Raw genomic sequence first — 14,776 nt, 5'->3', positions numbered from 1 at the left:
AGCCCTTCACCACTGATGGGCTTCTTGTTTTTAATTGTTACTAAATCCATAATGCGAATAAGCCTTCATTAAATCCTAAATCATACATGTAATATAGTCCAAACAATGCACTAATTCCACCTGTCAAGAAAATAAGAGAACGACTCATTGAAAAACGGTTAATGCTTAAAATAAATGGAATCCCAATAAGCGTAGTAAAGAATAGCATGCCGGCTATAGTTCCTAATCCAAAGATTAAAATAAACAAGACACCGTGCCAAACGGTATGAACTGTGCTCATCGTAAGTAATACCATCGCGGCGCTGCCTGCAAGTCCATGGATTAAACCCACAATAAGAGATTTATAGTATCCTTGCTTCTTTTTCACATCTTTTGGAAGATGAGTATGATGGGTATGTGTATCTTCTTTTTCTTTTCTAACCGATAATATGCTGACTGTCCCTAAGTACACTAGCATAATTCCAACAAAAAACTCCAGAGTCAATGACCATTTATCTGATATTTCGTTTTTCATTAAAATTAAAATAATCCCAATAATAAAAAGCGTAGCAGTATGCCCTATGCCCCAAAATACACCTGCTAGCGAAGCGTGCCACAACTTTTTACTCCGGCTCGCAATCGTAGAGACTGCAATCACATGATCTGGTTCAATTGCATGCTTAATCCCCAAAATAAAACCTAGTGTTAATACTGATAGTAAAGTAACCTCCATACCTTTCTCCTCCCTCTTTTTAGCTCATTCATGTTTAAAACCCGCCAACACACTTCATCGCCGGGTGATAAACATTAATATTTTCTTAAGAAGCTAGGCTTTTTCTTAAACCACTCTTCACTAATCATATGATGATAATCAGCGAATATTCCTTCTATCGTTTGAGTTGAATGAGCGAGTACACGAACAGTGAAACCTGAAACTGGTAGCAAGGATATCCCCATCATGTAGTCATGTCGATCCGTATGTATATCTTGATATAACCTGTCTAGAAGTTCATTACTAGTGTGCTCACCGATGACAATGATGGAACCTAGATGAGAGAAGCCTTCCATTAAGCCAAGCGCAATCATTTTTTGATTTTTTGGATGCAGCTTTATATGATCATATACCACTAATTCATTATCGATGTATACTTCATTTATTAATTGTAGCAAATCATAACTAAAGGATTCACCTTCTGGAGACCATCCAGGAGTAATAATATCAGAGTAAAAAAGTGTAGCTCCTTTTTCTAATCGAAATACATTTTTTTGCTTATAGCGTGCATGTCGATATGCAATAAGTGGATCAGGAATGTATTCCAGGTAGCTTCCTTCTTTCAAGAAAACATCCGTTTCTTGATAAGCATAACTTTTTGGAGTTTTATATATTTTTGTTGCAGATTGTGTTGTTATCGTAAGTTTCGCATCTTTTTCCAACGTAATTTGCATTCGATAGCGATCCCCATCCAAATAGCCTCCGCCAGGGTTTAGTAAGTAATAGCATGCTTGACCGGAATCGTCATGATAAACCGGCCTCATCACTTTAAAGGCTCCTTGAAAGTACACGTTCTTGGCAACTGTCTTCCCCTTCCTATCTTCGACATCCAGTTTTAAAATTCCTGTCCAATCTTCCATATTAGTCTAATCCTTTTAATAATGCATGTTGCTTAATCCAATCAATCACTTCGTCCAGTCCCTGATTATCTTTTAAATTTGTAAAACCAAACGGTTTATCACCTCGGAAAACCTTTGTATCAGATTCCATGACTTCTAAACTTGCACCTACATAAGGGGCCAAATCTGTTTTATTGATAATAAAAAGGTCAGATTTAATCATCCCTTGTCCACCCTTACGAGGAATTTTTTCACCTTGGGCAACATCAATAATATAAATTGAAAAGTCAACGAGCTCGGGACTGAAAGTAGCTGCAAGATTATCACCGCCGCTCTCAACAAAAATGAGCTCCACGTCAGGGTGCCGTTCTTTTAATTCATCAATGGCGGCAAAATTCATAGATGCATCTTCACGAATAGCCGTATGCGGGCATCCCCCTGTTTCCACTCCAATAATACGATCATCATCCAGTACTCCATTTTGCATCAAAAACTTGGCGTCTTCCTTCGTGTAAATATCATTTGTGACGACCGCCATACTAATATCATCTTTCAAATGACGAGTCAACTTTTCAACTAGCATTGTTTTACCTGCCCCAACAGGGCCCCCTACTCCAATTTTAATCGGTTCCATACAAACACTTCCTTTAAACATTTTTATAGACTTTTCGGCATTCACCGGGTCAGATGGTACAAGATTTTGAATGATATAAATAATCTACACACTACACGAGAGCCTACTACCGTTGATTTCCGTTCCAGGCGGAGGCGTTCCGGGGGGCGTGCGGTGAGCCTCCTCAGTCGCTTCGCGCCTTGCGGGATCTCACCTGACACGCTGATCCCCCAGGAGTCGCCGCCTTCCACTCCAATCAACTGAGATATTCTTTTGCTTATGGTAAGGAGCCTGTTTATACCTTGCTCTCAAATCTCTTCTTTTCATACGATTTCCGTGAAAGACTTACGTTTGTTATTTATACAAAGAAACTTTGTTTCAATTTTTGTCGAAAATACTTGACTTTAAAAGTGGCAGCTCATTTATAACCGCCGAACATCCGAAGAACATTTAAACAAAAGGGAAAAAAAATAGATTATCACTTGGTATCTGGGGGCATCAGTCTACAAAAATGTGGTACATAAGGATATATGCCATCATAATGTGCCAACACATTTAAGCTTGGTATGCTCATCAAAAATATGAACTATTGTTCCTTAACAGTCATATTTTCTCTTCAACGGCTTAATCTTTTTTAAAGTCTCTTTTCCAAGGGATTGTTGCTTCAAAAACAAAATCTTTTGAAGGTTGATTGGAGCGAAAGTGCGAGACTCCAGCGGGATCAGCGGGACAGGTGAGACCCCACAGGCGTTTACGCCGAGGAGTCTCACCGCCCGCCCCGCGGAAAGCGAGCAACTGCAGCGGAAATCAACCACGCACTACCTAGATTTTTGGAAATTTGGCAGATTTACTCCTTAAAATTCCGAGAGTCCATTTTTAAGACATAAAAATACGAACATTCACACGTTCGTGATTCATTTGCGACAATTCAAGGCCAGGAGAGACGATTCCAAAATCCTCTTCTGTCAAGCTTGAAATTTTTTCAGTAGCTTCTACTAGAGAATGTTGAAATTGCTGGATGATCTTCTGACCTGACGTTTGTCCCAATGGTATTGCCCTCACTGCATTTTGAACGAGACTTAAAATAGTAGAATATAGATAAAACAAAGTCGTAGTTTCTGACGAGATTCCTAAATGATACCCTACCGTAGTAAACACGATAGACGGATGCCCAAAAGAGATCTTCCTTCTAATGCGTTCTTCATATTCTGTTAAAATCGGAATATCATATAACGCTTTGACGAGCTTTAACATCCGTTCTCCAATTCTTTGAGTACCTTCTCTCGTTTCCCGGGGTAAATTTTGTACAGTTAAAAGGCGATCCATTTTCCAAATATGTTCCGTATCTCCCTTTTGAAGTGCATCATATACTAATTTACAAGCAAGCCCATCTGAGTAGATGAGCTGCTCGTTTACATACACATGTAGCCAATTCAGAAAAGACTCGTCATCCTTCACATGATTATTCTGAATATAGGTTTCAAGACCATATGAGTGGCTAAATGCACCTGTAGGGAAATTAGAATCGCACAATTGAAATAAGGAGAGAAGATATTTATCCATGGCTATGCCCTATATGGCGAAAAGCCTGTTTTACTTTTCGATCTTCACGCTTAAAAGGAATATTCAATTCCTGAAGTAATTCTTCAACAAGGTAATCATATTGGACTAACATATCCTCATCTTCAAATTGGGCAGGAAGATGTCGATTCCCCAATTGATGAGCAATATTCCCCATCTCGTACATATTTCTGGGACTAATTACAAGCAAATCATCTGATACGACATCAATCAAGATTAAATTTTTGTCATCCATAAAAAGGACGTCACCGGCGACGAGGTCACGTGGATCCTTTAATCGGATACCAATTTCTTTTCCGTGATCTGTTTTTACTCTTTGAATCCGCTTTACTAAATTAGTACTCTCGAGATACACCTTTTCAATATGGCGTTTTTCGATTTCTTCTCTTTCCATATCTTCAATATTTGTGATGATTTGTTCGACTATCAATATTTTCACCTCAGAAAAGGAAATATCGTTGACCCATAGGAACAATATCCACAGGATCACATGTAATTAATTCTCCATTTACTCTTACTTCATACGTTTGAGGATCAACTGTAATTTCCGGTGTTTCGGAATTGAGCTTCATATCCTTTTTCGTTAATTTTCGAATCCCTCGAACAGGAAGAACCATCTTTTTCAATCCAAGTTTCTCGTGTACCTTAATATCATAAGCCGCTTGAGATATAAACGTAATTGAGCTGTTGGACAGTGCCTTCCCATATTGGGCATACATTGGTCGGTAAATCACCGGCTGAGGAGTAGGGATAGATGCATTGGCGTCACCCATAAGACTTTCTACAACAAATCCATTTTTTAAAACCATTGCCGGCTTCATTCCGAAAAATGAAGGGGACCAAATGACAAGATCCGCTATTTTTCCTACCTCTACAGATCCTACATATTCTGAAATACCATGGGTAATGGCAGGATTTATCGTATATTTTGCGATATAGCGCTTGGCGCGGTTATTATCGGAAAATTGGCTGTCTCCTTCCATTATGCCCCTTTGTTTTTTCATTTTATCGGCCACTTGCCAGGTACGTAGAATCACCTCTCCAACTCGCCCCATTGCTTGTGCATCAGAGCTAACCATACTAAATACACCCATATCTTGAAGAATATCTTCCGCGGCAATCGTTTCTTTTCTGATACGTGAATCTGCAAAAGCGAGATCTTCTGGAATGGAAGGGTTCAAGTGATGACAAACCATCAACATGTCCAAGTGCTCATCCACTGTATTAATTGTGTATGGCATAGTTGGATTTGTCGAAGACGGGAGGACATTCATAAAGCTAGCTGATTTAATTAAGTCAGGAGCATGTCCACCACCAGCTCCTTCTGTATGATACATATGAATGACGCGGTCTTTAATGGCTGCCATCGTATTTTCCATAAATCCACCTTCATTCAAGGTGTCTGCATGGAGAGCAATCTGTACATCAAACTTATCAGCCACTCTTAATGCGTAGTCAAGGGCTGACGAAGTAGCTCCCCAATCTTCATGGACTTTTAGCCCAATTACTCCTGCCCGAACTTGCTCTGCTAGCGGCTCTTCCGTTGCCGCTTGTCCCTTTCCAGTAAAACCAACATTAATGGGCATCGCTTCCGCTGCCTCAAGCATTCGGTGAATATTCCATTCACCTGGCGTTACAGTTGTAGCCTTTGATCCTGCTGCTGGTCCTGTTCCGCCTCCTATTAACGTTGTAAGACCTGAGGCAAGAGCCGTTTCAATTTGTGTGGGGTTAATAAAGTGAACATGTGTATCAATCCCACCTGCTGTAACGATCATTCCTTCTCCAGCAATTATTTCTGTAGAAGCACCAATGACAATATCGACATTGTCCATTACGAGCGGATTTCCCGCTTTTCCAATCTTATAAATCTTTCCATCCCGAATGGCAATATCCGCTTTAACAATCCCGGTATAATCCAGGATAACTGCATTCGTAATTACTACGTCCGGGATACCATCTCCCCTTGTAACAAGAGGGTTTTGGCCCATGCCGTCACGAATAACTTTTCCACCTCCAAACACAACCTCCTCCCCATAAGTTGTATAATCTTTCTCAACTTGGATGAAAAGATCTGTATCTGCTAAACGAATGGAATCTCCTGTAGTAGGGCCATACATTTGAGCATATTGCTTTCTGGACATTTCACTCATTTTTTGGCACCTCTTTCTACCGAACCATCTACTTTATTGTTAAATCCATAAACTTTTTGTTCCCCACCATACGGGATTAGTTCTACTTCTTTTTCATCTCCAGGTTCAAACCTAACCGCCGCACCGGCAGGAACATTTAGTCGTTTTCCAAAAGCATCTTCTCTATTGAACTGAAGTGCTTCATTCACTTCATAAAAATGAAAATGCGATCCTATTTGAACAGGCCTGTCCCCCGAATTCGTTACAGAGACTTTGGATATTGCTTTCCCTTCATTGATGAATATGTCTTCTTCCTTTAAGATTAATTCTCCTGGTTCCATTAATACGTTCCTCCTTCGGTGATCAGCGTATTGGATTATGTACAGTCACTAGTTTTGTACCGTCTGGAAACGTGGCTTCCACTTGAATATCCTCAATCATGCCCGGAATACCATCCATGACATCATCACTCGATAGGATGGTTCCTCCATACTCCATCAACTCGGCAACGGTTTTACCGTCCCGTGCCCCTTCAAGTACCTCATGAGTAATTAGTGCTACTGATTCTGGATAATTTAATTTTAATCCACGTTCTTTCCGCCTTCTGGCAAGATCCGCAGCTACCACTATCATGAGTTTGTCTATCTCCCGGGGTGATAATAGCATCGTAATAACCTCCTAATTCTTGAATTATTTACCAACACACTTTGAATATTATTTACATAAAAATAAAATTTACTCTTGGAAAAAAATAAAATTAAAAATGTATTTACATTTAATATGGATTAAACAGCAACTAATGGGAATTTTAATTAAAGAATGATGAGGATAAATGGAAAGGGACATTATTATGAAAAATAATCATCGCAAGGGATGGATGGAAGGGGACATTTTCCAATTTCTTATTACTTCTTTAAAAGGTATTTCACAAGTGATTTTAATTGAAAATGCTCTAACTGGGGTCATCATATTGATTGCCATAACAAGTACGTCATTCCTTCTAGGAGTTGTCTCACTTTTATCATCCATAATAGGGACTTTTATTGGAAAAATAGGAGGGGCAGATGAAGCAAAAATAAAACAAGGTCTATTCGGTTATAACTCCGTATTAACAGGAATAGCTTTAACTTTGTATATGAGCGGACCTTATCATTGGATCATTGCTCTTTTTGGCGCAGCAGTTACAGCAATATTAACGGCGAGCATGATGCATACTATGAAGTATTTGGAACTCCCAGTTCTTACAACTCCCTTTATTATTTTGACATGGTTTATGTTGCTTGTTACATATAGATTAAAAGTTATTAATTTAACCAAGGAATTAGTTCCTCAAGATTTATCAAATTGGAAATTAAATATTGAAGGTGATATCAACTGGATCGAAGGGACTTTTAGTGGCATCGGGCAAATTTTTTTTCTCGATAATACTTTGTCGGGGATAATACTTTTTATCGCTGTATTTTTGGCTGGATGGCGGCTCGGACTTTTTGCAGTAGTAGGGAATGCAGTAGCATTACTTGTCTCATACTGGCTTGGAGCAGAACATTTGCTAATATATGAGGGGCTGTATGGCTACAATGCAATTCTGGCCATGATAGCTGTAGGTTCTGTGTATAATGATAATAAACAATGGGTACAGCCTTTGTTAACAGGTATTTTGGCAGCTATATTGACTGTACCTCTTACTGCAAGTGTAGCAACATGGCTCCTACCATATGGATTGCCAGCTCTAACCATGCCCTTCGTTTTAAGCACTTTGATTATTTTGGGGGCAAGAAAGGTATTACCTCGATTATGATTTAACAAAAGTAAAAGGCATCCGATCATTGAAATGGGCGGATGCCTTGAATGTTAATCCTTCATGTTGTTCAATTTTTTTTGTATTTGTGATTCTACAGCTTCTACATGTTCGTCCTCAAAATCTTTATGTGGATGCGGATGAAACCACTTAATTTCATCCTCATGCAAAACTCCTAAGTAATCATTTCCCTTTATATTCACTTTAAACTGAGGGCGTTCATGATGTTGGCCTTCAAACATAGGCTTTACTTCAATATCATCTGAGTTGTTCAATTTTTCTTGTATTTGTGATTCTATAGTTTCCACATGTTCGTCTTCTAAAACTTTATGAGGATGCGGATGAAACCATTTAATTTCATCATCATGCATAACACCCAGATAGTCATTACCTTGTATGTTTATCTTAAACTGAGGGCGTTCATGATATTGGCCTTCAAACATAGGCTTTACTTCAAAATCATCTGCCATATTAATCCTCCTATCATTTTTTCAAGTAGCCTTTCCTTTAAATTATGTTCCTTTTTTCAAATGCTAGTCGCAGAAAAATTACTTTAGCAAAAAGATTGTGTTATGAAGTAACCTATTTTTAAGAAAAGCACATTGAAAAATGTTACAATAAATTACATTCTGGAAAAGTCCTTGGAGTTGTTAAAATTGGACCATAACATAAATGAACAAAAATTGATTGAGGCTTGCCTTTTGGCAGGGAAAATCTTGATGAAAAGTGGAGCTGAAACGTATCGTGTAGAGGATACGATGATGAGAATGGCAGCTGCATTCGGATTTAATGAAAGCCAAAGCTTTGTAACACCGACTGGGATAATTTTTTCGTTGGAAGGTTCAGATCCATCGCAATTTGTACGAATTAGTGAACGCGGGACTGATTTGGAAAAAATCACTAAAGTCAATCATATCTCTAGAAGCATGGCGGATGGTGTACTCAATATGAATGACGCTTTCCTAGCTTTAAAAGAGTTAGAAAAGGTTAATTTATCCTTCCCCATTTGGCTACAAATCGTGGCAGCTGCTATCGCGAGCGGTAGTTTTTTAATTATGTTTAAAGGAATTTGGGCCGATTATGTACCTGCTTTAATTGTGAGTGGAATCGGCTTTTCAACATTTTTAACTATACATTATCATGCAAAGGTAAAATTTTTTGCAGAGTTTTCAGCTTCTTTTATTATTGGTCTGTTAGGTTTGCTTGCTGTAAATTACGGTTGGGGACATCAGCTTGATTTGATTGTCATTGCTTCCGTCATGCCTCTTGTACCAGGACTATTGATAACAAATGCTATCCGCGATCTTATGGCAGGTCATTTCGTATCAGGGTTATCAAAGGGGGCTGAAGCTTTTTTAACAGCATTGGCAATTGGTGCGGGTGTCGCAGTTGTATATTCATTATGGCTGTAAGAAGGATGTAAAAACATGATTTATTACTTACCACACTTAATTTTAAGCATGATATCAGCCATTGGCTTCGGGATCATTTTTAACGCACCAAGAAAAGCGTTGTTTCATTGCGGAGTCGTCGGAATGGCGGGATGGTTTGTTTATATCGTGATGATAGATTCAGGGGTTGACGTGGTTCAAGCTGCTTTTTGCGGTGCCTTTATCGTTGCAATTATCGGTCACATCATGGCAAAACGATATAAAACACCAATTATTGTTTATATCGTAGCGGGAATTATTCCTCTCGTACCTGGTGGAACAGCTTACGACGCGATGCGGCATGTAGCAAGTAATGATTATTCAAACGCCATCCCACTTGCTATGAAAGCTTTCATCATAGCAAGCTCGATAGCAATGGGGCTCGTCTTTGCAGAAGTACTTGTACAGTTTGTACTTAAAATCACAAAAGGTTTACGATCTCAGAAGAAAATCTAAAAATCCGACCTCATAAGATCGGATTTTTATTTATCGGTTGGAATCGCACAGTTTCCATCCTCGCAGCTTGCTCCATCTACATCTTCAGATAAATCTTGAAGAACGGGAGCACTATTTTCTTCCTGCCATACTTTTTCAAGTGCGCCCAAAAACGTTTCCGTAGCTTGCGCACCAGAGATGGCATATTTTTGGTTAATGACGAAAAATGGTACGCCACGCACACCAATTTGCTGCGCTGTTCTTTCGTCATAACGTACATCATCGGCAAAAGCATTTTCATCATTTAGAACAGACATTACCTGTTCACGCTCTAGACCGACAGTAACCGCTAAATCCTCTAAAGTCTCTTTATCACTAAGTTTCTTAGAATCCGTAAAATATGCTTTAAGTAACACTTCCGTTAAGGCCGCATCCTTACCTTGCAATTTGGCAAAATGAGCTAGCCTATGAGCGTCAAATGTATTAGTTGGCACCATATGCTCAAAATTGAATGTAAGACCAACTGTTTTTGCCTGCTCACCAACGCCTTCATTCATTCTTTTAGCCTCATCCACACTCATACCATATTTTACAGCTAGTATTTCGTGGATATTTTCATTTTGCTCCTTCGGTGTATTTGGATCGAGTTCAAAACTACGAAATGCTACTTCCACCTTATCGCGATGTGGAAACTTAGATAACGCTTCTTCTAGTCGACGTTTACCAATATAACAAAATGGGCATACAAAATCAGACCATACTTCTATTTTCATGTTTTAGCACCTCGATTTTTATAGTTTTCTCGTTTTATAGCTTCCTAGCACTCTCACTTCATGTCCATACGCTTCAAGGATCGTTACCGCTTTTTTCAAATTAGAATCGTGCACACCAAGTGCTGCCTCAATGAAAAATCGATACGTCCCCAACTTCTTTTTAGTTGGACGAGATTCAATCCATGAAAGGTTAATGTCTAATGAAGAAAATACGTTTAAAATAATAGCCAATAACCCTGGGCGGTCTTCTGTTGGTGTGATCAAAAGCATCGATTTATCCGTTTCGTGAATATTTCCGTTCGGTGCTTTTGATAAAATAAGGAATCTTGTAGAATTGCAATTGTTGTCATGTATATCCCTTTTTGCAATTTCTAACCCAAATATTTCAGCAGCTAATTCAGAAGCAACTGCTCCCGCATCTAATCTTCCTGATGTACTAAGGGCTTCTGCCGCTCCTGATGTACTGCTAAAATGCTTCGTTGCCGCCTTCATTTTCTTCGTGAAAATCCTGCATTGTGCTAACGCAGGGGGAATGGACCATATTTCCTTGATATCTTCCAGATTGGCACCTTCCACCGCTAACAAATGCAGCCTAACAGGTAAAACAGCTTCTCCTTCAATCCACACATCATGATTGATTAACCCATCTGTTGTCATTGTGATCGTACCTTCAATTGCATTTTCAATGGGAACAATCCCTCTATCGACTTCCCCTTCGTCAACCGCTTCTAGCACATCAAAAATGGTACTGTACATAATCGTTTCATTTTCGGAATTTGAAAAATAACGCAATGCCGCTTCTTCTGAAAAAGTCCCTTTTGGTCCTAAATATCCTACCTTCAAAATAAACATACCCCTTTTGCTACTACGTTGAATTCTCAAAATTATAATGCAGGTTGTCTCTAAAAGTAAAGGACAGCATCTCGCTGTCCTTTTTGTCCAGCTTCAGCGCCTATCGACTAGCAAACTTCTTGCCCTCTTCCCTACGATAAGTCAACATCGGCTCGTTCCTCGTCGTGTTTCCTGTATCTCAGTCAGAGGCCCTGAAGTTTGTACGTCGATGACCAAGGCGCTTACGCTTTTCTTCTTATTTACTCAATGCGTCTGTCAATGGAGGCACAATTTGTTTCTTACGGGAAACAACGCCCTTTAACACTGCTTTATTATTTTCAAGAGTCACATTAAATGCTTGTTCAACTGCATTTGCCGCTTGCCCTACTGCGATCGCTGTAGAATCATTAGTTAAAATATCAGTTACGACAAATAAGAACAAATCCAAACCTTTTTGTTCAATTACTTGGCTAAGTGCTTTTTCAATTTCTACCTTACGTTCAAGAACTTCCTCAACACCAACTGCGTTTACTTGAGCAATTTCTACTTTTGCACTGCCCATCGTAAATTCTTTAGCATCTACTGAAAGCAGTTGTTCAATCGTTTTGGTACTTACATCTGCACCTGCTTTTAGCATGTTCATTCCGTAGCTGTCTGCATCTACCCCAGCAATATCAGCTAGTTCCCGTGCAGCTGCTATATCTTCTTCAGTGCATGTTGGTGATTTAAACAGTAAGGAATCGGAAATAATTGCTGAGAGCATAAGGCCCGCCATTGGTTTTTCGATTTCCAAACCATTTTCCTTATAAATCTTTTTCAAAATAGTCGCAGTACATCCGACAGGTTCTGCACGGAAATATAGTGGGTCGCTTGTTTCAAAATTAGCAATTCTATGATGATCAATTACCTCAACCACGCGTACTTGTTCAATGTCTGCAGCGCTTTGTTGACGTTCATTATGATCTACCAAAATCACTTTGTCCGTTTCATTTGCAACGGTATTAACAAGGCGCGGTGCCACTACATTAAATGTATCCAGTGCAAATTGTGTCTCACCATTTACTTCTCCTAAACGTACAGCTTCAACATTTTGCTTTAATCTAGATTTAATGTCTGCATACACAATCGCTGAGCAGATTGTATCAGTATCAGGGTTCTTATGACCGAAAATAAGAATTTTCTCCATTTGTCTTCTCCTTGCTTTATGTAATCATTAACTTGTTTCATTTTAACATATAGATTGAAGTTTGAAAAAACGAGTTGTTTTTTTTCAAGACTCTAAAATGTTACAATAAACGACAAGGGGAGGTTTGAGGATGAAAAAATTCGTTTTGATTTCATTATGTTTAATACTTAGTTCCTTATTGGTTGCTTGTAATAAAGAAAAAGAACCTAAACCTGAAGATCGTTTTGCGGATTATATAAAACTTTGGAACGAGCAAAAATTCGATAAAATGTATGAGTTTTTATCCACCGAATCAACAGAGAATGTTACAAAAGAAGACTTTGTGGATCGCTATAAAAAAATATACGAAGATTTAGAGATAAAAAAATTAAAAGTTCAATTCAAGAAACCAGAGGAAGAAACAGATAAAGAGGCAACTGATATTGAATTTCCATTCGACGTAAACATGGAAAGCCTCGCTGGTGAAATAGCTTTTAACCATAAAGCGGAATTTGTGAAGGAAGATGTAGACGAAAAAAAGGAATGGCGATTGAATTGGGATACGAGTTTTATTTTTCCAGAGCTTGAAGAAGGAGATAAAATCTCGGTTCCAACTACTTCTCCTAAACGAGGTTCCATTTTGGATCGAAACGGTATTGCTCTTGCAGAAAATGGAGTGGCGAGACAAATTGGTCTAGTTCCGAAAGATATGGAAGGACAAGAGGAGAAAAGCGTTAAACAAGTGTCCGAAGTCTTAGGTGTTAGCACCGAACAAATTGAGAAAGCATTAGGACAATCTTGGGTCCAGCCTGATAGCTTTGTTCCAATTAAGACAATTCCAAAAGACAATATGGAGCTTCGTGAAAAAGTAGGTCAAGTTCCAGGTGTTATTGGAATGGACGTTGAAGCGAGAGTGTATCCGCTTGGAGCGAGAGCTGCCCACTTAACAGGTAATATCTCCCCTGTCACATCTGATGATTTGGAAGAAAATAAAGGTAAAGGATACTCTGCCTCAGATATGATTGGTAGGCGGGGGCTAGAAAAAGTATTTGAAGATCGGCTAAGAGGCGAACCTGGTATAAAAATCGTCATTCAAAAGGAAGATGGCAGTGAAGTAGTCCTTGCTGAAAAAGAAGTGAAAGACGGAGAAGATGTTCAGTTAACAATTGACAGTGCACTTCAAGTAACCATTTTTGACCAATTAGGTGGAAAGCCTGGTACAGCTGCAGCGATCAATCCTGTTACAGGAGAAACATTGGCGTTAGTAAGCAGTCCAAGCTACGATCCTAATACACTAACTTTAGGTGCAACGAATGAAGAATGGAAAGCCATTGAGGAAAATCCAGATAAACCAATGTTAAATCGATTTAATTCAACTTTTGCGCCAGGTTCTGTACTTAAACCAATTACAGCGGCCATTGGATTAAAAGAAGGAACGCTTGATTGGAAAACAGCACTTCCTATTAAAGATTTATCTTGGCAGAAAGATGCTTCTTGGGGGAACTACAAAGTAACTAGGGTAAGCGATCCCGGAGTACCGATTGATCTTGAAAAAGCATTAATCTATTCCGATAATATTTATTTTGCCCAAACGACATTAGAACTTGGTAAAGATAAGTTTGTAGCGGGTTTGAAAGCCTTTGGATTTGACGAAGATATGCCATTTGCATACCCAATGCATACATCAAGTTTCGGAAATATTGACTCAGATATTGCATTAGCAGACTCTAGTTATGGCCAAGGTCAAGTTGAAATGAATGTACTCCATCTTGCCTCAGCCTTTACAATTTTTACGAATAATGGAAATATGATCAAGCCAATCTTGCTTACGGACGAAAAACAAGGAGAAATTTGGAAGGAAAACTTACTTAGTCAAGAGGAAGTCGACCATTTGGGTGCCGCTCTTAGGAAAGTAGTTGAAGACCCTCACGGAACAGCGAGAGGAGCAAGGATCAACGGCTATCCGCTTGCTGGAAAAACAGGAACCGCAGAGTTCGCTAAAGTAGAACAAGGGAAAAAGGGGAAAGAAAATAGCTGGTTTGTAGCATATAACCCTGATCATCCAGATACCCTCGTTGCTTTAATGCTAGAAGCAGATGGAACTAGTAGTGCTGTTGAAAAGGTTAAAAATATTTTTACTGATATAAGGAAATGAAAAAAGGAGTGCCTCAAATCAGTAGTTCGATTTGAGGCACTCCTTTTGGTTTGAATTATTTTCATAAATCTTGAGACGAAAAGGTACATGTAGCAATTCATTGTTACCTTCAGAGCGGTTTCTTGTCAGCTAAGGGCACGCTGAAGGGATCATCGTTACCTTCAGAGCAATTTTTTATCAGCTAGGGGCACATTGAATGGCATTGTTCCCTCTAATCAGTTTTTTTCGATTCAAGGTACATTCATCCTTAGATTCTTAATAGCTGAGGTACATGAA

The 14,776-nt window shown here is 39.0% G+C and carries 16 protein-coding genes; 4 read left to right on the top strand and 12 right to left on the bottom strand.

From position 1 onward, the window contains the following. Window positions 1–40 precede the first annotated feature (40 nt). The 8 genes from KHA93_RS20680 to KHA93_RS20645 form a co-directional block, all read right to left on the bottom strand. The gene (locus KHA93_RS20680) at window positions 41–712 is read right to left on the bottom strand and encodes an urease accessory protein UreH domain-containing protein (protein ID WP_213112446.1); all 672 of its coding nucleotides are present in this window, start codon (window positions 710–712) and stop codon (window positions 41–43) included. Window positions 713–786: 74 nt separating this feature from the next. Beyond that, complete coding sequence (locus tag KHA93_RS20675; protein WP_213112445.1) at window positions 787–1,611, bottom strand: urease accessory protein UreD; 825 nt, start codon at window positions 1,609–1,611, stop codon at window positions 787–789. 1 nt (window position 1,612) lies between these two features. Next, window positions 1,613–2,224: an urease accessory protein UreG gene (gene ureG / locus KHA93_RS20670; protein ID WP_213112444.1), complete on the bottom strand. Its 612-nt coding sequence runs from the start codon at window positions 2,222–2,224 to the stop codon at window positions 1,613–1,615. 855 nt (window positions 2,225–3,079) lie between these two features. Further along, entirely contained in the window at window positions 3,080–3,766 is a 687-nt protein-coding gene (locus KHA93_RS20665) for an urease accessory protein UreF (RefSeq protein ID WP_213112443.1), read from the bottom strand. Next, entirely contained in the window at window positions 3,759–4,214 is a 456-nt protein-coding gene (gene ureE, locus KHA93_RS20660; protein WP_213112442.1) for an urease accessory protein UreE, read from the bottom strand. The genes KHA93_RS20665 and ureE overlap by 8 nt, the downstream gene beginning before the upstream one ends. A gap of 10 nt (window positions 4,215–4,224) precedes the next feature. After that, window positions 4,225–5,934: an urease subunit alpha gene (ureC, locus tag KHA93_RS20655; protein WP_213112441.1), complete on the bottom strand. Its 1,710-nt coding sequence runs from the start codon at window positions 5,932–5,934 to the stop codon at window positions 4,225–4,227. Further along, the gene (gene ureB, locus KHA93_RS20650) at window positions 5,931–6,254 is read right to left on the bottom strand and encodes an urease subunit beta (RefSeq protein WP_213112440.1); all 324 of its coding nucleotides are present in this window, start codon (window positions 6,252–6,254) and stop codon (window positions 5,931–5,933) included. The genes ureC and ureB overlap by 4 nt, the downstream gene beginning before the upstream one ends. Before the next feature lie 22 nt (window positions 6,255–6,276). After that, entirely contained in the window at window positions 6,277–6,579 is a 303-nt protein-coding gene (locus tag KHA93_RS20645) for an urease subunit gamma (protein ID WP_213112439.1), read from the bottom strand. 184 nt (window positions 6,580–6,763) lie between these two features. Here KHA93_RS20645 and KHA93_RS20640 point away from each other — a divergent pair, with 184 nt between their 5' ends. Beyond that, the gene (locus KHA93_RS20640) at window positions 6,764–7,711 is read left to right on the top strand and encodes an urea transporter (protein WP_233711248.1); all 948 of its coding nucleotides are present in this window, start codon (window positions 6,764–6,766) and stop codon (window positions 7,709–7,711) included. Window positions 7,712–7,764: 53 nt separating this feature from the next. On the opposite strand, the gene KHA93_RS23385 is transcribed toward KHA93_RS20640, so the two are convergent. Next, on the bottom strand, window positions 7,765–8,181 hold the full coding sequence (locus tag KHA93_RS23385; RefSeq protein WP_233711246.1) for a hypothetical protein: 417 nt from the start codon (window positions 8,179–8,181) through the stop codon (window positions 7,765–7,767). Between the two features lie 186 nt (window positions 8,182–8,367). Here KHA93_RS23385 and KHA93_RS20630 point away from each other — a divergent pair, with 186 nt between their 5' ends. Further along, window positions 8,368–9,123: a threonine/serine exporter family protein gene (locus tag KHA93_RS20630; protein WP_267917569.1), complete on the top strand. Its 756-nt coding sequence runs from the start codon at window positions 8,368–8,370 to the stop codon at window positions 9,121–9,123. Between the two features lie 15 nt (window positions 9,124–9,138). Further along, the gene (locus tag KHA93_RS20625) at window positions 9,139–9,597 is read left to right on the top strand and encodes a threonine/serine exporter family protein (RefSeq protein WP_213112437.1); all 459 of its coding nucleotides are present in this window, start codon (window positions 9,139–9,141) and stop codon (window positions 9,595–9,597) included. A gap of 26 nt (window positions 9,598–9,623) precedes the next feature. Here the strand turns inward: KHA93_RS20625 and KHA93_RS20620 are convergent, their stop codons facing one another. The 3 genes from KHA93_RS20620 to KHA93_RS20610 all read right to left on the bottom strand — a co-directional run bounded on the left by KHA93_RS20620 (window position 9,624) and on the right by KHA93_RS20610 (window position 12,366). After that, the gene (locus KHA93_RS20620) at window positions 9,624–10,349 is read right to left on the bottom strand and encodes a DsbA family oxidoreductase (protein ID WP_213112436.1); all 726 of its coding nucleotides are present in this window, start codon (window positions 10,347–10,349) and stop codon (window positions 9,624–9,626) included. 18 nt (window positions 10,350–10,367) lie between these two features. Next, window positions 10,368–11,201: a prephenate dehydratase gene (gene pheA / locus KHA93_RS20615; RefSeq protein WP_233711244.1), complete on the bottom strand. Its 834-nt coding sequence runs from the start codon at window positions 11,199–11,201 to the stop codon at window positions 10,368–10,370. A gap of 235 nt (window positions 11,202–11,436) precedes the next feature. Continuing rightward, window positions 11,437–12,366, bottom strand: a complete 930-nt coding sequence (locus tag KHA93_RS20610; RefSeq protein WP_213112434.1) for a manganese-dependent inorganic pyrophosphatase — start codon at window positions 12,364–12,366, stop codon at window positions 11,437–11,439. Between the two features lie 130 nt (window positions 12,367–12,496). Between KHA93_RS20610 and KHA93_RS20605 the strand changes: the two genes are divergently transcribed. Continuing rightward, window positions 12,497–14,500, top strand: a complete 2,004-nt coding sequence (locus KHA93_RS20605; protein WP_213112433.1) for a penicillin-binding transpeptidase domain-containing protein — start codon at window positions 12,497–12,499, stop codon at window positions 14,498–14,500. Window positions 14,501–14,776: the final 276 nt, after the last annotated feature.

Origin of the sequence: Lederbergia citrisecunda, from assembly GCF_018343695.1 — a bacterium.
GTDB lineage: Bacteria > Bacillota > Bacilli > Bacillales > Bacillaceae_C > Lederbergia > Lederbergia citrisecunda.
The sequence above is the reverse complement of the archived record's forward strand: the minus strand, read 5'-3'. Positions and strand labels throughout refer to the sequence as shown.

Excerpts from the sequence above, each read along its gene's own strand:
- ureB (WP_213112440.1), bottom strand. The coding sequence starts at position 6,254 with ATGGAACCAGGAGAATTAATCTTAAAGGAAGAAGACATATTCATCAAT.
- KHA93_RS20605 (WP_213112433.1), top strand. The coding sequence starts at position 12,497 with ATGAAAAAATTCGTTTTGATTTCATTATGTTTAATACTTAGTTCCTTA.
- ureC (WP_213112441.1), bottom strand. The coding sequence starts at position 5,934 with ATGAGTGAAATGTCCAGAAAGCAATATGCTCAAATGTATGGCCCTACT.
- KHA93_RS20625 (WP_213112437.1), top strand. The coding sequence starts at position 9,139 with ATGATTTATTACTTACCACACTTAATTTTAAGCATGATATCAGCCATT.
- KHA93_RS20675 (WP_213112445.1), bottom strand. The coding sequence starts at position 1,611 with ATGGAAGATTGGACAGGAATTTTAAAACTGGATGTCGAAGATAGGAAG.
- KHA93_RS20665 (WP_213112443.1), bottom strand. The coding sequence starts at position 3,766 with ATGGATAAATATCTTCTCTCCTTATTTCAATTGTGCGATTCTAATTTC.
- KHA93_RS20620 (WP_213112436.1), bottom strand. The coding sequence starts at position 10,349 with ATGAAAATAGAAGTATGGTCTGATTTTGTATGCCCATTTTGTTATATT.
- KHA93_RS20680 (WP_213112446.1), bottom strand. The coding sequence starts at position 712 with ATGGAGGTTACTTTACTATCAGTATTAACACTAGGTTTTATTTTGGGG.
- KHA93_RS23385 (WP_233711246.1), bottom strand. The coding sequence starts at position 8,181 with ATGGCAGATGATTTTGAAGTAAAGCCTATGTTTGAAGGCCAATATCAT.
- KHA93_RS20640 (WP_233711248.1), top strand. The coding sequence starts at position 6,764 with ATGAAAAATAATCATCGCAAGGGATGGATGGAAGGGGACATTTTCCAA.
- KHA93_RS20610 (WP_213112434.1), bottom strand. The coding sequence starts at position 12,366 with ATGGAGAAAATTCTTATTTTCGGTCATAAGAACCCTGATACTGATACA.
- pheA (WP_233711244.1), bottom strand. The coding sequence starts at position 11,201 with ATGTTTATTTTGAAGGTAGGATATTTAGGACCAAAAGGGACTTTTTCA.
- KHA93_RS20645 (WP_213112439.1), bottom strand. The coding sequence starts at position 6,579 with ATGCTATTATCACCCCGGGAGATAGACAAACTCATGATAGTGGTAGCT.
- ureG (WP_213112444.1), bottom strand. The coding sequence starts at position 2,224 with ATGGAACCGATTAAAATTGGAGTAGGGGGCCCTGTTGGGGCAGGTAAA.